Genomic DNA, 21,023 nt, shown 5'->3' on the forward strand with positions numbered 1-21,023 from the left:
CGTTCACAACCCGGTATCATGAGGAAAAAGCAAGGTTATTGGTCGAAACCTTGCCGTATATTGGTCCCCTGAATGGAACGGGTTCGCGGGGCCGGAGCACCCTGGCTGAGGCCGGCGAAACCTGCCCTTGCGAATTGGGTTACGATCGAACGTTGGATCTGGGAGCAGCAGCGGCCACGGCCGACCACCTGCTTCAAGCGGTCTTATTCAGAGGAAGTCTCATTTGACGATTACCCGACGACAGCTCCTGCAGAGCAGCGTCTTCGCTGCGATGACCCCGGCGCTCGGCACCGCCGCCAGCCTTGCCCCGCTCGACGCCGCGCAGGCGCAGGCCGGTGAGCAACTGGTCTGGCGCCACGGCCTGTCGCTGTTCGGCGAGATCAAGTACCCGGCGGACTTCAAGCGCTTCGACTACGTCAATCCCGACGCGCCCAAGGGCGGCACAGCGCGGATGATCTCGCTCGGCACCTTCGACAATTTCAACATCGTCGTGATGTATGTGAAGGGCAACATCGCGTCCGCGGCGGGGCTGGTCTACGAGACCCTGATGACGCGCTCGCAGGACGAGGTGTCGACCGAATACGGCCTCCTCGCCGAATCGGCGGCCTATCCGGACGACTACTCCTGGGTCATCTACCGGCTGCGCAAGGAAGCGCGCTGGAACGACGGCAAGCCGGTGACACCCGAGGACGTCATCTTCTCGCTGGACGTCTTGAAGAAGAACAGCCCGCACTACTCGTCCTATTATCGTCATGTCGTGAAGGCCGAGAAGACCGGCGATCTCGAGGTCAAGTTCACCTTCGACGGTCCGGGCAATCGCGAGCTGCCGCACATCGTCGGTGAGCTGCTGGTTCTGCCCAAGCACTGGTGGGAAGGCACGGACGCGCAGGGCCGCAAGCGCGACGTCACCGCGACGACCTTGGAGCCGCCGCTCGGGTCGAGCCCGTATCGCATCAAGGAGTTCGTGCCCGGCCGCTCGATCAAGATGGAGCGCGTCAAGGACTACTGGGGCGCCAGCCTGCCGGTCCAGATCGGCCAGAACAATTTCGACGAGCTGCAGTTCGAGTATTTCCGCGACAACATCGTCGCCCTCGAGGCGTTCAAGGCCGATCAGGCCGACTGGATCAACGAGAATTCCGCCAAGCAATGGGCGACGGCCTACGACTTCCCGGCCATCAACGACAAGCGTGTGGTCAAGGACGAATTCCCGATCAGCGATTCCGGCCGCATGCAGGGCTTCGCCTTCAACCTGCGGCGTCCGCAATTCCAGGACGCGCGGCTGCGGCGTGCCTTCAACTACGCCTTCGATTTCGAGGAGATGAACAAGCAGCTGTTCTACGGTCAGTACAAGCGGATCAACAGCTATTTCGAAGGCACGGATCTGGCCTGTTCCGGGCTGCCGCAGGGCCAGGAGCTGCAGATCCTCGAGGAGCTGCGCGACAAGGTGCCGCCGGACGTGTTCACCACGGTCTACCAGGCCCCGGTGGGCGGCAATCCCGAGAACGTTCGCGCCAATCTGCGCGAGGCCACCAGGCTGCTGAAGGACGTAGGCTTCGAGATCAAGGACCGCAAGCTCGTCGATCCCGCCGGCAAGCCGGTCACGGTCGAACTCTTGGTCCAGGACCCGTCCTCCGAGCGTATCGTGCTGTTCTACAAGCCGTCGCTGGAGCGCCTTGGCGTTGCTGTCACGGTACGCCAGGTCGACAACGTCCAGTATGAGAACCGGGTGCGCACCTTCGACTACGACATGATCATCGATGTCTGGGGGCAGTCGCTGTCGCCCGGCAACGAGCAGCGCGATTTCTGGGGTTCCAAGGCCGCCGACGAGTCCGGCTCGAAGAACACGATCGGCATCAAGAACCCCGCTGTCGACGCGCTGATCGAGAAGATCATCTACGCCAAGGATCGTGCCTCCCTCGAAGCGGCGACGCATGCGCTCGACCGGGTGCTGCTGTGGAATTTCTACGTCGTCCCCCAGTTCACCTACCCGTTCGCGCGCAGCGCACGCTGGGACCGCTTCAGCCATTTCACGCCGTTCCCGAAATATGCGCGGTCCGGCTGGCCGAATCTGTGGTGGTACGATGCCGACAAGGCCGCCAAGGTGAAGCGCTCTTGAGCCGGCTCCCGCATCTGTCGCGCCGCGGCGTGCTCGGGCTTGGGTTCGGCGCGCTCAGCTATCCGCTGCTGACGCCGGCCGTGGCCGCGGAGTTCGGCCCCGAGTCGCACGGCACGTCGGCCTTCGGCGACCTGAAATATCCAGCCGACTTCCATCATTTCGATTACGTCAATATCGACGCTCCGAAGGGCGGGATGTTCTCGCTGATCCCCTCGGTGCGCGCCTATAACCAGTCCTATCAGACCTTCAACTCGTTCAATGCCTACGTCCTGAAAGGTGAGGGCGCGCAGGGCATGGACATGACGTTCGCGACCCTGATGGTGCGCGCGAGCGACGAGCCGGACGCGGTGTACGGGCTCGTCGCGAAATCCGTGGCGGTCTCCGCGGACAAGCTGGCCTACCGCTTCACCTTGCGGCCCGAGGCGCGCTTCCATGACGGCAGCAGGATCACCGCGCAAGACGTCGCCTTCTCGCTGAACACGCTGAAGGAGAAGGGCCATCCACTGATCGTTGTTCAGCTGCGCGACTTCGTGAAGGCCGAGGCGATCGACGATGCGACCGTCGTGGTGAGCTTCGTCGAGAAGCGCGCGCGCGACGTGCCGCTCTATGTCGTGACCCTGCCGATCTTCTCCAAGGCCTGGTACGCCAACCGCGCGTTCGACGAGGGTCCGCTCGACGTGCCGCTCGGCTCGGGGCCGTACAAGGTCGGCAAATACGAGATCAACCGCTACGTCGAGTTCGAGCGTGTCAAGGACTGGTGGGCGGCCGATCTGCCGGTCAGCCGCGGCATGTATAATTTCGACATCGTGCGCTACGAGTTCTATCGTGACCGCGACGTCGCCTTCGAGGGCTTCACGGCCAAGAGCTATCTGTTCCGCGAGGAGTTCACCGCGCGCATCTGGGCCACGCGCTACGACTTCCCGGCGATCAAGGACGGCCGCGTCAAGCGCGAGCTCTTGCCGGACGAGACGCCGTCCGGCGGGCAGGGCTGGTTCATCAACACCCGCCGCGACAAGTTCAAGGATCCCCGCGTCCGCCAGGCGTTGACCTACGCGTTCGACTTCGAGTGGACCAACAAGACCATCATGTACGGCGCCTATGCGCGCACGGTGTCGCCGTTCCAGAACTCGGACATGGTCGCGGTCGGGCCGCCCTCGCCCGAGGAGCTGAAGCTGCTCGAGCCGTTCCGCGGCCAGGTGCCCGACGATGTGTTCGGCGAGCCGTTCGTGCCGCCGGTCTCGGACGGCTCCGGCCAGGATCGCGCGCTGCTGCGCAAGGCGACGCAACTGCTGCAGCAGGCCGGCCTGCCGGTCAAGGACGGCAAGCGGCTGCTGCCGTCCGGCGAGGTGTTCGCGATCGAGTTCCTGATCGACGAGGTCTCGTTCAAGCCGCACCACGGCACGCTGATCAAGAACCTGCAGACGCTCGGCATCGACGCCGATCTGCGGATCGTCGACGCCGTGCAATATCGCGCGCGGGTCGAGGACTTCGACTTCGACATCGCCATTCAGCGGATGTCGATGTCGCCGACCCCCGGCGACGGCCTCCGGGCTTACTTCACCTCGGACACGGCCAAAACCAAGGGCTCCTACAATCTCGCAGGGATCAGCAATCCCGCGATCGACGCGCTGGTCGCCAACGCGATCGCCGCGGAGACGCGCAGCGAGCTGACCTTGGCCTGCCGGGCGCTCGACCGCGTGTTCCGCGCCGGCCACTACTGGATACCGCAATGGTATCGCCAGACCCACCCGATTGCCTATTGGGATCAGTTCGACCATCCGCCGAAGCCGCCGAAATACGCCTCGGGCGTCGGCGCTCCCGACATCTGGTGGTACGATGCCGCCAAGGCCGCAAAGTTGGAGCAGGCGAAGTAGTTCATGGCTGCCTATATTGCCCGTCGCATCTTGCTGATGCTCCCGACCCTGCTCGGGATCCTCTTCATCTCCTTCGTCGTGGTGCAGTTCGCGCCGGGCGGTCCGGTGGAGCGCGTCATCGCGCAATTGACCGGCGCCGACACCGGCGGGACCTCGCGGATTTCAGGCGGCAGCGGTTCGGATTTCGGCGCGCGGCCGCCGGGACAGGTGGGATCCGGCAGCGAGCTGAACTCGAAATACCGCGGCGCGCAGGGGCTCGATCCCGCCTTCATCAAGCAGCTCGAAAAGCAGTTCGGCTTCGACAAGCCGGCGCCGGAGCGGTTCGCGCTGATGGTCTGGAACTTCGCGCGCTTCGATTTCGGCAAGAGCTATTTCCGCGACACGTCAGTGCTGCAGCTCATCAAGGAGAAGCTGCCGGTGTCAATGTCGCTCGGCATCTGGATGACCTTGCTGACCTATTTGATCTCGATTCCGCTGGGGATCCGCAAGGCGGTGCAGGATGGCTCGCGCTTCGACGTCTGGACCTCGGCCGTGATCATCGTCGGCTACGCCATTCCGGGCTTCCTGTTCGCGATCCTGCTGATCATCCTGCTCGCTGGCGGCTCGTTCCTCAACATCTTCCCGCTGCGCGGGCTGACCTCGGATGGCTGGTCGGACTTCCCGTGGTACTGGAAGATCATCGACTATTTCTGGCATCTCACTTTGCCGCTGGTGTCGATGGCGCTCGGCGCCTTCGCGACCATGACCTTGCTGACCAAGAACTCGTTTCTCGACGAGATCCGCAAGCAATATGTCATGACTGCGCGCGCCAAGGGCTGCAGCGAGAACCAGGTGCTGTACGGCCACGTCTTCCGTAACGCCATGCTGATCGTGATCGCCGGCTTTCCGGGCACCTTCATCCACGCGTTCTTTTCCGGCTCGCTGCTGATCGAGACCATCTTCTCGCTGGATGGGCTCGGCCTGCTCTCGTTCGAGAGCATTCTGAATCGTGATTATCCCGTTGTGTTCGGCAATCTCTTCATCTTTTCGCTGCTCGGCCTCGCCATCAACCTGGTCTCGGATCTGACCTACATGTGGATCGATCCGCGGATCGACTTCGAGGCGCGGGAGGTCTGATGACGATCACAGCCCCCCCTCCGGTCGAGACCACGACGCAGGCCCCGCTCGGCGAGGCCGTGCCGCCGACGCGGCATCGTTTCCGGCCGTCGCCGCTCAATCAGCGCCGCTGGCAGAACTTCAAGGCCAACCGCCGCGGCTACTGGTCGCTGTGGCTGTTCCTGTTCCTGTTCGTCGTGTCGCTGTTCGCCGAGCTGATCGCCAACGACCGGCCGTTCCTGATCAAGTTCGACGGCCACCTTTACTTCCCTGCGTTCGTCTCCTATCCGGAAACGGCATTCGGCGGCGACTTCGAGACCGCGGCCGACTACCGCGATCCCTATTTGCAGAAGCTGATCGCCGACAAGGGCGGTACGGTGATCTGGCCTTTGATCCGCTATTCCTACGCCACGCATAATCTCGACCTGCCGACGCCCGCGCCGTCGCCGCCGACCTGGATGCTGAAGGAATCGCAGTGCAAGGCGGTGGTCGAGAGAAAGGGGCTGAAGAGCTGCCGGGATCTCGAATACAACTGGCTCGGCACCGATGATCAGGGTCGCGACGTCGTCGCGCGGCTGATCTACGGTTTCCGCATCTCCGTCCTGTTCGGCCTGTCCCTGACGTTCTTCTCCTCGATCATCGGCATCGCCGCCGGCGGCGTGCAGGGCTATTTCGGCGGCTGGGTCGATCTCCTGTTCCAGCGCTTCATCGAGATCTGGAACGCGATTCCCTATCTCTATCTGCTGCTGATCCTGTCGGCGGTGCTGGTGCCCGGCTTCTTCACGCTGCTCGGGATCATGCTGCTGTTCTCCTGGGTGTCGCTGGTCGGCCTGGTCCGCGCCGAATTCCTGCGCGGCCGCAATTTCGAATACATCCAGGCCGCGCGCGCGCTCGGCGTCTCCAATGCCGTCATCATGTGGCGGCATCTCCTGCCGAACGCGATGGTCGCGACCATGACCTTCCTGCCCTTCATCGTGTCGAGCTCGGTGATGACCTTGACCGCGCTCGACTTCCTCGGCTTCGGCCTGCCGCCCGGCTCGCCGTCGCTGGGCGAGATGCTGTCGCAGGCCAAAGCGAATGTGCAGGCGCCGTGGCTCGGCCTGACCGGCTTCTTCTCGGTCGCGATCATGCTGTCGCTGCTCATCTTCATCGGCGAGGCCGTGCGCGACGCGTTCGATCCGCGCAAGACGTTCAGGTGACCGACATGGATGCGATCAGCCAGCCGCTGCTCTCGGTCAGCGATCTCTCGGTGGCCTTCCACCAGCAGGGCCGCGTGTCGACCGCCGTCGACCACGTCTCGTTCGACATCAGGCGCGGCGAGTGCGTTGCCCTCGTCGGCGAGTCCGGCTCGGGCAAATCGGTCAGCGCGCTGTCGGTGCTGAAGCTGCTGCCCTATCCGGTCGCCTCGCACCCGTCGGGTAGCATCCGCTTCAACGGCCGCGATCTGCTGCCGCTGTCGGAGGGCGAGATGCGCGGCATCCGCGGCAGCGACATCTCCATCATCTTCCAGGAGCCGATGACCTCGCTCAATCCGCTGCACACGATCGAGCGGCAGATCGGCGAGATCCTGCATCTGCATCGACCGATCTCGAACGGCGCGGCGCGGGCGCGCGTGCTCGAGCTGCTCACGCAGGTCGGCATCCCCGAGCCGGAAACGCGGCTCGGCAGCTATCCGCATCAGCTCTCCGGCGGCCAGCGCCAACGCGTGATGATCGCGATGGCGCTCGCCAACGAGCCGGATCTGCTGATCGCCGACGAGCCGACCACCGCGCTCGACGTCACCGTGCAGGCGCAGATCCTGGCGCTGCTCGCCGACATCCGCGCGCGGCTCGGCATGAGCCTGCTCTTCATCACCCACGATCTCGGCATCGTCCGGCGCATCGCCGATCGCGTCTGCGTCATGAACGGTGGCAAGATCGTCGAGCAGGGGCCGGTGGAGCAGGTGTTCACCGCGCCCTCCCATCCCTACACCAAGGCGCTGCTCGCGGCCGAGCCGAAGCCGGACCCGGCGCCGCCGCGGCCCGATCAGCCGGTCGTGATGCAGGCCAGGGACCTCAAGGTCTGGTTTCCGATCAAGCGCGGCCTGTTCCGCTCCACGGTCGGCCACATCAAGGCCGTGGACGGCGTCAGCATCGCCGTACGCAAGGGCGAGACGCTTGGTGTCGTCGGCGAGTCCGGCTCCGGCAAGACCACGTTGGGCCTGGCGCTGCTGCGGCTGATCTCCTCCGACGGCCCGATCGTGTTCCTGGGCAAGGAGATCCAGGGCCTGTCCTTCAAGGATGTCCGGCCGTTCCGCCGCGACATGCAGATCGTGTTTCAGGATCCGTTCGGCTCGCTCAGCCCGCGCATGTCGGTCGGCGACATCATCGCCGAGGGCATCAGCGTGCATCAGCCCAGGCTCAGCGAAGAGGAGCGGGAGGCCAAGGTCATCAAGGCGCTGAACGAGGTCGGGCTCGATCCGACGACGCGCTTCCGCTATCCGCACGAATTCTCCGGCGGCCAGCGCCAGCGCATCTCGGTCGCGCGCGCCGTCGTGCTCGAGCCGAGCTTCGTCGTGCTGGACGAGCCGACCTCGGCGCTCGACATGCTGTTTCAGGCGCAAATGGTCGCACTGCTGCGCGACCTGCAGCGCAAGCTCGATCTCACCTACATGTTCATCTCGCATGATCTGCGCGTGGTCGCCTCACTCGCCAGCCACCTGATCGTGATGCGCCACGGCAAGGTGGTGGAGGAGGGGCCGGCGGTGGAGCTGTTCAAGGCGCCGAAGACCGACTACACTCGCGCGCTGTTTGCGGCGGCGTTCCGGAACGAGACGGCGGGGAACGGCGCGGCGGCTTCGTAGAGGATCAGCGGACCTCCGCAGCCGAGCAATCGCGAGACAATGCCATCCAAGCTGGATCTCATCAGAGCTCTTCTGCTGTCCGAGTGGGACCCGATCGGTGTTTCGGGCTGCGAGGGCGCCGAAGACGAATATGACCGCTACGCTCTGCAGGTCTTCAGCATGCTTGACGATGGTGCCGATGCCGAGTCGATCGCGAACTATCTCACCGAAGTCGTCACCGACAGAATGTCACTTCCGGGTCGTCCTGAAGCGGATCGCCTGATCGCGGCCAGGGCAGTCATGATCCATCAAAGCCAAGCCGCCGGCGACGACGGCGGATAGGTGTGATGATTTGCCCGACGGGTCGTGTCTGCGAAAGCCCGTCCAGCCCCTCCTGAAAAAATATTTCTGTTTCTTATTTTCGGAAGTCGTGCGTGCTCCGCCCCGTCCTGCCCACGAGAGGGACGTACGCGTCGTCAGCGATTGCCCGAGCGGGGTGCCGTAGCGCTCCGGTTGCTGGAGCGCGAGGCAGACCGACTTCACGCGAGGCGCAACGCCGCGCCATCGTCGCGAAGCTCGCTGCACCATTTCGAGCTCGATCAGCGAGCTCGCCTGCAGCGCTCAAATCCCCATAGAGCCTGCCGCGCCAGTCCTGCCCACCATGCACGGTGTCCTCCCTTGGAGGCTTTCGGACGCCGGCCGCCCGAATATGCCGCGCCGTCAATCGTGCTGCCGGCATCCGAAACCCTTCACAGCAGCGGACTCGCGCGCTGCACAAATCGAGACCTCGGGCGTCGATGCATGTCTTCGCGATCGGAGCGTACTACTGGCGAGCCTGCTGAATTCTGGCCTTCAGCGTGGCAAGTCCGACCGCGCCGACGATGACATTGCCGCCGATGACATAGCTCGGCGTCCCGTTCAATCCCAATTTCTGCGCAAGATTGCCGCTCTCATCGAGGCTTTGGCGCACCTCCAGGCTGTCCATGTCCTTTTCAAGCTGAGCAACGTCGAGACCGATCGTCTGCGCGATGGCCAACGCGCGCGCCTTGTCGGCGGGTCCGCTGCTTTGGAGCAGCCGCTGATGAAAGTCGAGGTATTTCGCGCCCGTCGGGTCTTGCATGCGTACCGCTACCGCGACGCGCGCCGCCTCCAGCGAGCCGGGGCCGAGGATCGGAAATTCCTTGAGCACGATCTTGAGCTTGGGGTCGCTCTTCAACAATTCGAGTATCTCGCCGAGCGCGCGCTTGCAGTAGCCGCAGCTGTAATCGAAGAACTCGACCAGGGTGACATCACCCAGCGGGTTGCCGAGCGTGACCTGGTGCGCGGACGCGAACAAGGCCGGCGCATTTTGCTTGACCAGTGCGGTCTTGTCGGAGCCGGGCGCTGCCGCCGGCATCGCGGCTTGCCGCTTCTTGATCAGGTCGGAGATGGCCTGTTGCACGGCTTCGGGGTGCTTGGCGAGGTAGTCCTTCACGACCTGCTCGATTTCTTCGGGATGGGTCGCTATGTAGTCCTTGACGATCGCCTCGATGTCGCTGCGCGAACTCTCCGCTCGGCCGGGCTGCACGCAAAGCAAAGACAGCGTGAAGACGGCAGCCGCCGTGGCAACGCTACGGATCAAATTGGTCATCGGTCATCCTCCATATGGCTGCCGACTTCCGCAGTTGGCGTGCAGTAATGATTTGCGAATTCGTGTCCTCGTGCATCGCTGCTTCCTTCATCGTCGCGGCATCATCATGCCGGGCGGGGGGGCCGGTCTGACCCCCGGCATGCGCGGCGCAAATCGGCCGGTCGGCCGGCAGCGCGCGCCAAGCGGCCCCGGAATCCAACCGGGGGGGCAGACGATCGGGCGACCGACATCCGGCGCCCGCCGGTCCCGCGTCACCCCCGGCTTGCGTGCCACGCACACGCCGTCGGCATTGCGCCGCTCACCAGGTTGGCACGTCGTCGGCAGCTTCGGAATCACGGGGACGACCGTGGTGGACTTCTTCTCGATCGTCTTGGAGCACTGGCTTCGATCCTTTGGGTCGACCGGGGCCGCGCAGCACTCGCCGCTCGTCGTCAGATTCGCGGACGCGCAGCATTTGCTATTCGCAGTCGGCACGAAGCCCGAGGCGCAACACTGTGAAAGTCTCGGCAGCCAGTGCAGCGGTATGCATAGCGTGCCGTCGGGGCTCGCAATCTGGCCGGCCGGGCAGCACTGTCCCTTCGACGTCGCCTGGCTCTTGAGACAGCACTTGCCGGCGATCTTCACATAGCCGGTTGCACAGCAGCTGGGGCATTTCCAGTCCGGGATTTTCGGCTTCAACGGATCGCACACGCCGTTCACCACGGTCGTCCCGCAGCAAAGTTGTTGGCCAATCGGGCCGGAATAGATCTGGCTGTTCTCGCAGCATTCATTGTTCGGGCCGATCGCCGTCTGGTTGACGCCGCACATCGGCTTGCCGATATCAGTCGACGGATTGTTGTTCGAACAGATGCCCCCCGGCTGCAGGTCTTTGGGCGAGCAGCATTGGCCATTGACCAGAACATTGGGCGGGGCGCAGCTCGACGCGCAGCTCTTGGTCTTGATGATCCAGATCTGATTGGGCGGACAAACCGATCCGTCCGAACCGCAGACATGGGTCTTGCAGGTCTGCAGACCCGGCGGCTTCGGCATGCCGGCGGGAGGCGGCGCGCCGGCTGGACGCGGCGCCAGCCGTATCCGTGCGGCTTCCCTTGTACACGCGCGCAAGATGGCGATATCTCCCATGTGCCCGCGAGCTGATAGATCGGGCGGCGCGTCGGCATAGTCGATGAAGTAGCTGAGCAGCGGTGGCTCATCGCCGCGGCGGATGCGCCAGATCGGATTCCCCTGCAGTCCGTCGATCGCAAGCGCGTCGTTCTGGCCGAGTTGAGCCACGAGCTTGGGATCGGTGGCGTTGCGCAATTGTTCGCCGGTGGTCCAGACGAAGCCGCCGCAGGAGGCCGGATTCATGGTCCCGCCCATGTCGTAGCTGTAGCCGATCGCGACGCCGCCATTGCCATTGCGGAAACGTTCGGGGAATCCCACCGCATATTCGTCCGGCAAGGGCTGCCAGATCGGCTGCCTGATCTCAGTGACACCGATCAGCGTATAGCGCAGCACGCGGCCGATCGACGGCGCGGACAATGCCTCGAAATCCTGCGCCCCGGTCGGAGCCGGCCGCTCGGCCAAAAACATCCGTCCCTCATCGTCGAAAGTAATCCTGGAGATCTCGGTGGGACCGGCGGCGGGCGGTGCGACGACTTCGATTCTGGCGTCCGCACCGAACGAGCCGTTCGCGTTGAGCCCGACCGACCACACCCGCAAGCCCTCGGCGACCGCGTAGTAGAGCCGGCCGTCGCGAATGGCGAGGCCGAACACTCGCCGAACCGGTGCCGCGTAGCCCCAGGTCTCGGGCTGCGCGCTGTCGAATTGAGGACTCGTAATATCGACGCCTGGCCCGGCTGGCGCCGGCGCCGTTGGAAGTTCCGCGGCTGCGTTGCCGGCGACGCCGTGATCATAGACACCGAGGTCGACGCCGTTCGGGCCGAAGCGATGGATCAGCCCGGTCTCACGGTCGGCGACGAACAGAGACTTGGTCGCCGGATCATAGGCCAATCCCCCGAGTGCCGCGCCCGAATTGGCCTTGTCGCCCGTGGTGACATTCGCGAACAGCGTCACCGCGCCGGTGGCGCCATTGATCTTCCAGATCGATCCCGGACCGCCGCCCGGCCCCCATTGTGCCGGCATGAAGGTCGCGCCGCTAGTCCCGAGCCTGACATGTTGCGGTCGACCTTCAGGTCCCGGCGCGACGATCGAGAGACCATAGGCGGATGTCGCCGCGACGTAAATGTTGGCGGGGGAACTGTCGTCCAGAGCGACGCCAAACACCTGCCCGATCGACTTCGCGCTGACAGTGAACGGCTTCGGCGCACCGACCAATTGCGCCTGGGGCGGACCGCCCATGCGTCTTAGATCGACGATGCGCAGCGACGGCCCTCCAGGATCGATGATGGTCCGAACGTCGGGATCCTGACCGGGCTCGATCTCGAACGGGCGAATAGCCCCGGAGAATCCGGTGACTGCAGCATCGCCGGGGGTGTAAACGCCGGGCGGCGTTTGCGCCGACGCGGGCCCCCCGAGTGCGAGAGGCAGGATCAGCAGCCAGGCGAGGCGCCGCATCGCACGGACGGCGGCTGTCAAGGACGTCTGTCGGCCGAGCTCAATCATGTCCGTCCGCCTCATTTCGGCTGCTTGGGCCGCGGCTCGCAGGAGCCGGTCTTGACGTTGGGCACGGTGTCCGGCGGGCAACATTCTCCACAATTGGTCATCTGCGCGGGATTGCAGCAGCTTCCGTCAAAGGCCATTCCCTGGCTCTTGTCGGAGCAGGGCGTGACACAGGGGCTGTTCTTGTCGCCGCCGAGTCTTGTCTGTCCGGCCGGGCAGGCCGCGGGCGGACACATGCCGTAGGGCGCAAAGCCGAAGACCGCCACCTGGTTGGTGTCGTCGCACAGGCACTCGGAGAGCCCGTTCGACTTCAACACGCCGGGATGGGTGTCCTTCGGGCAATCGCACGAGAACACGTACTTGCTATCGCCGGATCCGGGGTTGGGGACCTGTTGCCAGTGCGGCACCATCGGTTTCGGACAGGTGCAGTAACTGCTCCCTGTGTGGCAGGCGTAGGCGCCGGGATCCGTGACCACCAGCGTCCCGTCACCGGTTTCCACCATGCCCACGCCATATCGATCGTATTGATCCTGATAGACGCCTTTGCTGGAAGGGCTGAAGATCGAGCCGGGACCGCCGATGCCTTGACATTCCGGGTACCTCCACCACTCCATGTAAGGTACTTTTTCGCACGTCGCGTTGATCGCGGCGCATGTGGCTTGAGCAGGCGGAAGGACCTCGCAATCGCCGCAGGACTGCATGCCAAGCTCTTCCTGCCCCCAGCACAACACCTCCTGAAGACATGAGCCGATTTCGGAACCCAATCCAACGGTGCTCTGCTCGCTCTTGCAGGCGCATTTCACGACGTCTGCGGCCGCGCCAATGGCTGCGAGCTCCTTGGAAAGATCGCCGAGAACATTTTCTGCGATCGCGTTGCCAAAGATCGTGTTCAGCTTGCTGACGACTTGGTCGGCGTCGCCCTGCGCCTCTGCGCAGAATTGATTGACCAGGGCTTGCCCTTTCCCCGTGTCCGACCCTGACAAGGCGACGCCGCTGAGTGCTGCGGTCAGTGCAATCGCTGCGTAGCGGCTTGCGTCATTCTCATAGACCGACTTGCACACATATGCGGCGGACAGCGTCCCGATAAAGGCATCCGCGATGTCTTCTGGACTGCAGCCCGCTCGCGCCGGCGACGCTAGTAGAATCATCGCGGCGACGATGGCCGCTCCTTGAACCCGCCAGCGTCCTGCGCACACCATGGTCCGCCCCTCTGTCGCATCAACGTGGGCGTTCTTCTCAATTCCAGCCTTGCGCTAGATCAACAGAGGCGATGGCAATCGCGCCATCAACCGACTGCGCCAACCGGCGCCATCAGGATCGACACCTCATCACCGCACGACCGCCATTCTGCAAAGCTGCTCGTCGTGCCCGCCGCTCATCGACCGGCCACGGTGGAAAGCGCCTCCGCACCAGTCCTGCCCACCATGCGCGGCTTCCTCCCTTGGAAGCTTTCGGACGCCGGCCGCCCGAACATGCCGCGCCGTCAATCGTGCGGCCGGCATCCGAAACCCTTCACAGAAGCGGCAATCGTCTGCCGGGCCACGAATCGGTCACTATACTCTCGAGATCGGGCGAATTACCAAAAGCGCCGACAGTCAGAATCTCAGCTCTCTTGGGCTGCGGCGAGAACCCACGCGATTGCGGGTGATTTGGCCGACGGGCGCGGTCCGCGAACGCCTGTCCAGTCCTCTCGCGAAAAATATTCATCTTTCTTTTTTTCGGAAATCGTGCATACTCCGCCCCGTCCTGCCCCACGAGAGGGACGTACGCGTCGTCACGGACGTCGGGTGCGGGATGCGATGGCCGCGATGATGTTGCAGTGTGCATGTGCGCACCGACGAACGGCGTCATGCGGACGACGAAGTCGTGTGGTCCTGGCGCCCCGATGCTGGCGTCAAGGTCGCGGGAGCCGATGAGGCCTGCGGCCGACAGGGGCAAGAAAGCCGGTCCCTGGGGAGATCACGAAGTAAGTCGCAAAACATCGCGCAGGGAAGGCCGGATGTTCGGCCCGTACCTGTGGTGACTACCGCGTGCTTGTTGCACGCAACCACGGGTGCGGTCGGCACCCGGCCTTCCCTGCGCCCTCTCATGTTGCCGAGGGCGGATGATTGCAGCAGGACTCGGACCGATGCGGCCGCGAGAATGCGGATGCTTGCCCTGCTGTTTGGCGCGGCCTGTTGCTGTTTGATAGGTATATCGGACTCTTGCGCCGCTCTCTCCGCGTCATTGCGAGCGCAGCGAAACAATCCAGAGTCGTGGGCGGGCCTCTGGATTGCTTCGCTTACGATCGCAATGACGGAGGAGGGAGCCTGCGTCTCAAAACCTCATCGGGAGGACGCGCCAGCGCGATGAGGCGAGTCAATCCAGCCGCTTGATCGCGAGCACATCGCTCCCGCTCGCCTTGATACGGGCAATCGCTTCGCCGATCGGCTCGATCTGCGTGGCCATATGAAACGCGTTGGCGTGGACGATCGTGTCAGCATCGCGCACGATGGCGACGTGGCCCTTCCAGAACATCAGATCGCCGCGGCGAAGCGGCTCTCCCCCGTCGAGCAAGCGCCCCAGCGCGGCGAGCTGCATGTCGCTGTCGCGCGGGCACGGCACACCCGCAGCATTCAACGGCACCTGCACCAGGCCCGAGCAGTCGATGCCGAGGCTGCTTTTGCCGCCCCACAGATAGGGCGTGCCGACAAAGCGCTCGGCGACTGCGACGAAATCGGACTCGACATGGTCGAGACCGACGACATGCTGCTTCGGCACGAACCAGCCCTCGGCCGTCACGACGAAGCTCGACTCCTCGCGGACCACCGCGACAGCGGACCCCATCGGCAGCGTCGCGACCGGCGGCAGCTTGATCGACGGACCCGGGAACGCGAAGCTGCGCAGCGCGCTGATCTTGTGCGTTGGCGCCGCAGCCGGCGTTGCCAGCGCCGCCTCCGGCAGCCAGCCGACATACTGATCGGCTGCAAGCTGGCCCCAGGCCCAGCCCTCGCCATTGCGGTCGTAGACCGTGACGCGCTCGCCCTTCAGCGCCTGCGTCGCCAGCTCGGCGCCGGAATATGGCTGCTGGCGCGCCGGCGCGATCGGATCGATGACCACGAGCGCCTCGCCCTCGACGAAGCGCTGAGCGGTCACCTGTCCCCTGAGATGCTTGGCCGCGATGTCGCCGCGCGCGGGCGTGAGGCGCGGATCAGGCATAGCGCTCGCTCAGCAGCTTATAGAGCGCGCGCGCGGCCTGGCACTCGCCGCCTTCGGGCCGGCCCGGCTTGGCGGACGGCGTCCAGGCGAAGATGTCGAGATGCAGCCAGCTCTTCGCGTGCTCGACGAAGCGCTGCAGGAACAGCGCGCAGGTGATCGAGCCGGCGAAGCCGCCCGAGGGCGCGTTGTTGAGGGTCGCGACCTTGGAGTCGAGCCACGAGTCGTAGGGCGCCCATAGCGGCATCCGCCACAGCGGATCGTTCTCGGCGGCCGCGCAGCGCGCGACGTCCGCGGCGAGCGCCTCGTCCTGGGTGTAGAACGGCGGCAGGTCGGGACCGAGTGCGACGCGCGCGGCGCCGGTCAGCGTGCCCATGTCGATCAGCAGGTCCGGCTTGTCCTCGTCGGCCAGCGCCAGCGCGTCAGCCAGGACCAGCCGGCCCTCGGCATCGGTATTGCCGATCTCGACCGTGATGCCCTTGCGCGAGGGAAACACGTCGAGCGGACGGAAGGCGTTGCCGGCGACCGCGTTCTCGACCGCTGGAATCAGTACGCGCAGATGCAGCTTGAGCTTGGCATCCATCACCATCTGCGCCAGCGCCAGCACGTTGGCGGCGCCGCCCATGTCCTTCTTCATCAGGAGCATGCTGCTCGACGGCTTCAGGTCGAGCCCGCCGGTATCGAAGCAGACGCCCTTGCCGACCAGGGTCACCTTGGGATGCGATGGATCGCCCCAGACGAGCTCGATCAGGCGCGGCGCGCGGGTCGAGGCGCGACCGACGGCATGGATCAGCGGATGGCTCTGGCGCAGCAGATCGTCGCCGACTATGCTGGTGAAGCGCGCGCCGAAGCGGTCGGCGACCTGCTCCGCCGCGGCCTCGAGCTCCTCGGGTCCCATGTCGTTGGACGGCGTGTTGACGAGGTCGCGCGCCAATGTCGCCGCGTCGGCAAGGCGGTTCAGCTCGGCGGCGTCGACGCCATCGGGCGGAACGAGGCGGACCTCCGGCGTCTCGGTCTTGCGGTAGCGGCCGAAGCGGTAGCTGCCGAGCGCAAAGGCGAGCGCGGCGAGCCGTGCATCGTGCGGCGCATTGGCGAAGCGGTAGGTGCCGGCGGGCAGCAGGCCGGGCAGGGCGCCCGGCCGGAACAGGTCACGGTGCTTGGCGTCGTCGTCCTCGAGGCCGAACAGCACCCGCGCGATGTGGCCGTCGGCGGTGGGCAACGCCAGATAGCTGCCGGGCTTGGCGGCGTAGACGTTGGCCTCGGCGAAGTTGCGTGCTTCAGCCGACAGGCTCTCCTTGATCCCCGGCCAGCTCGCCTTCGTTACGAAGGTGATCGGGATGGCGGACGTTGTGGAGGCGGTCTCGAACATCGACGGCATGCCTAATGGTTCCCTAACTGGCGCGCGGCAGCCAGACTTCGCAGAGTTTGAAGGCCGCTGCAATCACGCCGGCCGCCTAGCCCGCAAACCGACGCGGATGTGACGATGGCGCCGTGGCCGCGCCATTAACCGGCTGTTAGCGTTAACAGTTTATTGCTGGCGCGTTCAATTCGCTCGTTCGAGTCCACGTGACATGCGTCAACCGCCTTTCATTCCCCGGCTGCTTGCGTCCGTTGTCCTCACCGCGCTCGTCGCTGCGGGCCTCGGCGGCTGCCAGACCATGTCCGACGTCACGGGCTCGCTGCGCGGTCGGGCCGAGCCGCCGCCGCCCGCGACCCCGCAGCGCGCGGTCGAGGTGTATGGCGAGCGCTACCGCGCCAACCCCAAGGATGCGGCCATCGCAGTCGCCTACGGCCAGGCGCTGCGCAACAACGGCCAGCGCGAGCAGGCGGTTGCGGTGCTGGAGCAGGCGACGCTCGCCAACGCCGGCAACAAGACCGTGCTCGCGGCCTATGGCCGAGCGCTGGCCGACAACGGCAATTTCAAGCTCGCCTTCGACGTGCTGTCGCGCGCGCACTCGCCGGACAATCCCGATTGGAAGCTGCTGTCGGTGCAGGGCACGGTGCTTGACCAGATGGGCCGCCACGAGGAGGCGCGGCGCTATTACGATAGCGCGCTGAAGATCGTGCCCGGCGAGCCCTCGGTGCTGTCCAATCTCGGCCTGTCCTACATGCTGACGCGGGAGCTGCCGAAGGCCGAGGAGGTGCTGCGGCAGGCCTACGGCTCGCAGGGGGCGGACGCGCGGGTGCGCCAGAACCTCGCGCTCGTCGTTGGCCTGCAGGGACGCTTCGCGGAGGCCGAGCAGATCGCACGGGCCGATCTGCCGCCGGACGAGGCCGCCGCCAACGTCGCCTATCTCAAGCAGATGATTCAGGGGCAGAGCCAGGGCAAAGGCAAGGCGCGCAATGCGCCGATCGCCGCGCTCAACCAGCCGGACTGACGACGTGCCTCGCTGATGACCCGCCTATCGTGTCGCGCCTGTCAGCAGGCGGCGGCAGGTGTCGACGAACACGTCGGCGCCGGTGACGATGTCGGCATCGGAGGTGTTCTCGGTCCAGTGATGGCTGATGCCGCCGATCGACGGCACGAACAGCATGCCGGCCGGCATGATGGTGGCCAGCACCTGCGCGTCGTGTCCGGCGCCGCTCGGCATCCGCAGCGACTTGCCGGCCGCGAGATCGCGGCTGGCGGCCTCGACCGCATCCTGGAACGTGCCGTCCATCATGGCCGGCGCGCCGGTCCGGATGCGCTCGACGGCGACATGGCAGGGACCTGCGTCTGACGCCTGCGCAGCCACCTCACGCAGCAGCTCTTCGAGCCGGTCGACCACGGCGGCATTGTCGTCGCGGATCTGGAACAGCATCTCGGCCTGGCCGGGGATGATGCTCGGTGCGCCGGGATCGAGCGTGATGCGTCCCGTGGTCCACACCGTGCGCGGGCCGCAGGCGGCCGGAAAGCGCGCATCGATCGCCACACAGAACTTGGCGAGCGCGAGCCCGGCATCCTTGCGCACCGCCATCCGCGTCGTACCGGCATGGTTCTGCTCGCCGGTGAAGGTGATGCGGTATTGCCAGATGCCGACGATCGAGGTGACGACACCGATCTTGAGCCCGCCCGCCTCGAGCGTGTCGCCTTGCTCGATATGAGCTTCGAGATAGCCGATATGCCGGCCGCGCTCGGCCTGCAGGCGCGGCCGTCCGGCGAGGCCCATCTCGGCAAGCGCCTCCCGCATCGTGCGCGGGCTGCTGCGGTCGCGGGCAGCATCGATTTCGGCCTCGCTGACGTCGCCGACATAGGACCGGCTGCCGAGCATGCTGCCGAAATGGCCCTCCTCGTCGCACCAGGAGGCGACCTCCACCGCACCGACAATGGACGGATCGGGATTGAGCACGCGCGCAGCCTCCAGCGCGTAGACGACACCGAGCGGGCCATCGAGCCAGCCGGCCTGGTTCTGGCTCTCCAGATGCGATCCGGCCAGCAGCTTGGGGCCTGGCTTGGCGCTGGTGCCCAGCACGTTGCCGATGCCGTCGATATCAGGCGTCAGTTGCGCGTCGGGCAGGCGCTCGGCGAGCCAAGCGAGAGATTGACGATGGGCGTCGGAGAAGGTCGGCCGGTGCACGCCGGTCTTGTAGGTGCCGAAGGCGCGCAGTGCGTTCAGATCGGCCAGGACGCGGGCGCCATCGGCGCGGCGGAGCTTGTCGGACATCAGGCGGAGACCTCGATCATGCTCCGCCTAGCTTCCAGCGTAGAGCCGCGACCGCAAGCGAAATTTCTCGCGAGCGGTCTACCTCTACTGCATGGCCGCGACCTTGATGCCGGTCGGTCCCAGAATGACCACGAACAGCACCGGCAGGAAGAACAGGATCATCGGCACCGTCAGCTTCGGCGGCAGCGCGGCCGCCTTCTTCTCGGCCTCGTTCATGCGCATGTCGCGATTTTCCTGCGCCATCACGCGCAGCGATTGCCCGAGCGGGGTGCCGTAGCGCTCCGATTGCTGGAGCGCGAGGCAGACCGACTTCACGCCTTCGAGGCCGGTGCGGCGGGCGAGGTTCTCGTAGGCCACCTTGCGGTCCTGCAGGTAGGAGAGCTCCGCGGTGGTCAGCGTGAACTCCTCCGACAGCGCGATCGACTGGCTCGAGATCTCGATCGCCACGCGGCGGAAGGCGGCCTCGATCGACATGCCGGATTCGATGCAGATCAGCAGCAGGTCCAGCGCGTCGGGAAACGCGCGCTTGATCGACAGCTGCCGCTTGGAAATCGCGTTGCTGAGGAACAGCATCGGAGCCTGCAGGCCGAGATAGGCCATGCCGACGCAGATGCCGATCTTGACCGGCATCGATTTCTGCAGATGCGCGATCACGAAGACGTACAGCACGGAACCGACGAACAGAACCAGCGGCGTCACCAGGCGCGCGAACAGGAAGGTGATATAGGGCGCCTGGCCGCGGTAGCCCGCCATGATGAGCTTCTCGCGGGCCGCCTCCTGAGCGAGCCATTTGGTGAGGTTGAAATCCTCCACCACACGAGAGATGAGCTGCTTCGGCGTCTGCCGCAACGAGACCTTCTCGCCGGCGTTCAACCGCTCGCGCTCGCGCTGCTTGATCCGCTCGCGTTCGCTGGCGACCGCCTTCATGCGCTTGTTCAGGTTCTCGCCTGCGAACAGCGGCATGATCAGCGTATAGACGGTGGCCGTCGCCGCGATGGCGGCGAAGAACATCGTCATGAAGTGCGGGTCGTGCAGCTTGGAGACCAGAATGTCGACCATGGTCCACCTCAGAAATCGAAATTGATCATCTTCTTCATGACCAGGATGCCCATCGACATCCAGATCACGCAGCCGACCAGCATCAGCTGGCCGGTCGGATGGGTCCAGAGCAACGAGATGTAGTCGGGCGTGCTCAGATAGACCAGCAGCATCACGATCGGTGGCAGCGATCCGATGATGCCCGCGGACGCCTTGGCCTCCATCGACATCGCCTGGATCTTCTCGCTCATCTTCTTGCGGTCGCGCAGCACCTTCGAGAGGTTGCCGAGCGCCTCGGAGAGATTGCCGCCCGACTTCTGCTGGATCGCGATGACGATGCCGAAGAAGTTGGCTTCGGGAAGCGGCATCCGTTCATAGAGCCGCGCACAAGCCTCGCCGAGCGGCATGCCGATCGCCTGGGTCTCGATGATCCCGAGGAACTCGCTGCGCAAAGGCTCCGGCGCGTCGGCGGCGACGACCTTGATGGATTCGAACAGCGGCAGGCCTGCCTTGATGCCGCGCACGATCACGTCGACGGCGTCCGGCAATGCCGCCAGGAATTTCTTCTCGCGCCGCTTCTTGAGGTAGCCGAGGATCCAACGCGGCAGACCGAGACCGGCGGCGAAGCCGAGCCCGAGCGCGCCGAGCGGGCCGCCACCGGCGAAGAAGGCAACGGCGCAGACGACGAAGCCGAGGACACCGGAAACGATCCAGAATTTCTGCACGGTCCAGTCGAGTCCGGCCTGCGAAATCCGCATGTTCAGCGGGACTTTACTCTGCTTCTGGGCCTTCGCCTCGAGATCCTTCAGCGAGGACTCGACCTGCTCGCGGCGCGAGCGTTGGCTGCGTTCGGCCTGTCGGACCACCGGCTCGGACTTGGCGACGGTGCTGCGCCGCTGCTCGGCCTTCCGCTCACCCGACAGCAGGGGATAAAGGAACACCCAGGCGATGCCGCCGATCGCGGTGGCGGCGAGGAAGGCAAGGGCGAGAGCCTGAAGCTTCATGGGGT

General features: G+C 65.2%; 15 protein-coding genes. 7 read left to right on the plus strand and 8 right to left on the minus strand.

Annotated features, from left to right (window positions below; translation table 11 throughout):
* Positions 1 to 271: 271 nt before the first annotated feature.
* From QX094_RS16225 to QX094_RS16250, 6 genes are read left to right on the plus strand one after another with little or no spacing between them, the layout of a single operon-like run.
* On the plus strand, positions 272 to 2,116 hold the full coding sequence (locus tag QX094_RS16225) for an extracellular solute-binding protein (RefSeq protein ID WP_316188213.1): 1,845 nt from the start codon (positions 272 to 274) through the stop codon (positions 2,114 to 2,116).
* A complete protein-coding gene (locus QX094_RS16230) occupies positions 2,113 to 3,990 on the plus strand; it encodes an extracellular solute-binding protein (protein ID WP_316188021.1) in 1,878 nt (625 codons plus the stop codon). The genes QX094_RS16225 and QX094_RS16230 overlap by 4 nt, the downstream gene beginning before the upstream one ends.
* 3 nt (positions 3,991 to 3,993) lie before the next feature.
* Positions 3,994 to 5,106, plus strand: coding sequence for a microcin C ABC transporter permease YejB (locus QX094_RS16235; protein WP_315713801.1), 1,113 nt, complete (start codon positions 3,994 to 3,996; stop codon positions 5,104 to 5,106).
* Positions 5,106 to 6,284: an ABC transporter permease gene (locus tag QX094_RS16240; RefSeq protein WP_316172669.1), complete on the plus strand. Its 1,179-nt coding sequence runs from the start codon at positions 5,106 to 5,108 to the stop codon at positions 6,282 to 6,284. Before QX094_RS16235 ends, QX094_RS16240 begins: the two co-directional genes overlap by 1 nt.
* 5 nt (positions 6,285 to 6,289) lie before the next feature.
* Positions 6,290 to 7,927: an ABC transporter ATP-binding protein gene (locus tag QX094_RS16245; RefSeq protein WP_315826193.1), complete on the plus strand. Its 1,638-nt coding sequence runs from the start codon at positions 6,290 to 6,292 to the stop codon at positions 7,925 to 7,927.
* Between the two features lie 39 nt (positions 7,928 to 7,966).
* The gene (locus QX094_RS16250; RefSeq protein ID WP_315714400.1) at positions 7,967 to 8,248 is read left to right on the plus strand and encodes a hypothetical protein; all 282 of its coding nucleotides are present in this window, start codon (positions 7,967 to 7,969) and stop codon (positions 8,246 to 8,248) included.
* Between the two features lie 481 nt (positions 8,249 to 8,729).
* On the opposite strand, the gene QX094_RS16255 is transcribed toward QX094_RS16250, so the two are convergent.
* From QX094_RS16255 to QX094_RS16275, 5 genes are all read right to left on the minus strand, one after another.
* On the minus strand, positions 8,730 to 9,536 hold the full coding sequence (locus QX094_RS16255) for a DsbA family protein (RefSeq protein WP_316172668.1): 807 nt from the start codon (positions 9,534 to 9,536) through the stop codon (positions 8,730 to 8,732).
* Between the two features lie 87 nt (positions 9,537 to 9,623).
* Positions 9,624 to 12,113, minus strand: a complete 2,490-nt coding sequence (locus QX094_RS16260; protein WP_316188022.1) for a hypothetical protein — start codon at positions 12,111 to 12,113, stop codon at positions 9,624 to 9,626.
* A gap of 38 nt (positions 12,114 to 12,151) precedes the next feature.
* Positions 12,152 to 13,336 (minus strand): hypothetical protein, encoded by a 1,185-nt coding sequence (locus tag QX094_RS16265; RefSeq protein ID WP_316188023.1) that lies wholly within the window; start codon positions 13,334 to 13,336, stop codon positions 12,152 to 12,154.
* A 1,159-nt stretch (positions 13,337 to 14,495) separates the two neighbouring features.
* On the minus strand, positions 14,496 to 15,335 hold the full coding sequence (locus QX094_RS16270; RefSeq protein WP_316188024.1) for an NlpC/P60 family protein: 840 nt from the start codon (positions 15,333 to 15,335) through the stop codon (positions 14,496 to 14,498).
* Positions 15,328 to 16,710, minus strand: coding sequence for a leucyl aminopeptidase family protein (locus QX094_RS16275; RefSeq protein ID WP_316188025.1), 1,383 nt, complete (start codon positions 16,708 to 16,710; stop codon positions 15,328 to 15,330). Before QX094_RS16275 ends, QX094_RS16270 begins: the two co-directional genes overlap by 8 nt.
* A 193-nt stretch (positions 16,711 to 16,903) precedes the next feature.
* Here QX094_RS16275 and QX094_RS16280 point away from each other — a divergent pair, with 193 nt between their 5' ends.
* On the plus strand, positions 16,904 to 17,710 hold the full coding sequence (locus QX094_RS16280) for a tetratricopeptide repeat protein (RefSeq protein WP_316188026.1): 807 nt from the start codon (positions 16,904 to 16,906) through the stop codon (positions 17,708 to 17,710).
* Positions 17,711 to 17,734: 24 nt separating this feature from the next.
* Here QX094_RS16280 and QX094_RS16285 read toward each other — a convergent pair whose 3' ends face one another.
* From QX094_RS16285 to QX094_RS16295, 3 genes are all read right to left on the minus strand, one after another.
* Entirely contained in the window at positions 17,735 to 18,976 is a 1,242-nt protein-coding gene (locus QX094_RS16285) for a Zn-dependent hydrolase (protein WP_315713809.1), read from the minus strand.
* An 84-nt stretch (positions 18,977 to 19,060) separates the two neighbouring features.
* Positions 19,061 to 20,035 carry a type II secretion system F family protein gene (locus tag QX094_RS16290; protein ID WP_315753445.1) on the minus strand — a complete coding sequence of 325 codons (975 nt, stop codon included), beginning with the start codon at positions 20,033 to 20,035 and terminating at the stop codon, positions 19,061 to 19,063.
* 8 nt (positions 20,036 to 20,043) lie between these two features.
* Positions 20,044 to 21,018, minus strand: a complete 975-nt coding sequence (locus QX094_RS16295; RefSeq protein ID WP_315713811.1) for a type II secretion system F family protein — start codon at positions 21,016 to 21,018, stop codon at positions 20,044 to 20,046.
* Between the last annotated feature and the right edge of the window lie 5 nt (positions 21,019 to 21,023).

The sequence above is a fragment of the Bradyrhizobium sp. SZCCHNS1050 genome (assembly GCF_032484785.1).
Taxonomy (GTDB): domain Bacteria; phylum Pseudomonadota; class Alphaproteobacteria; order Rhizobiales; family Xanthobacteraceae; genus Bradyrhizobium.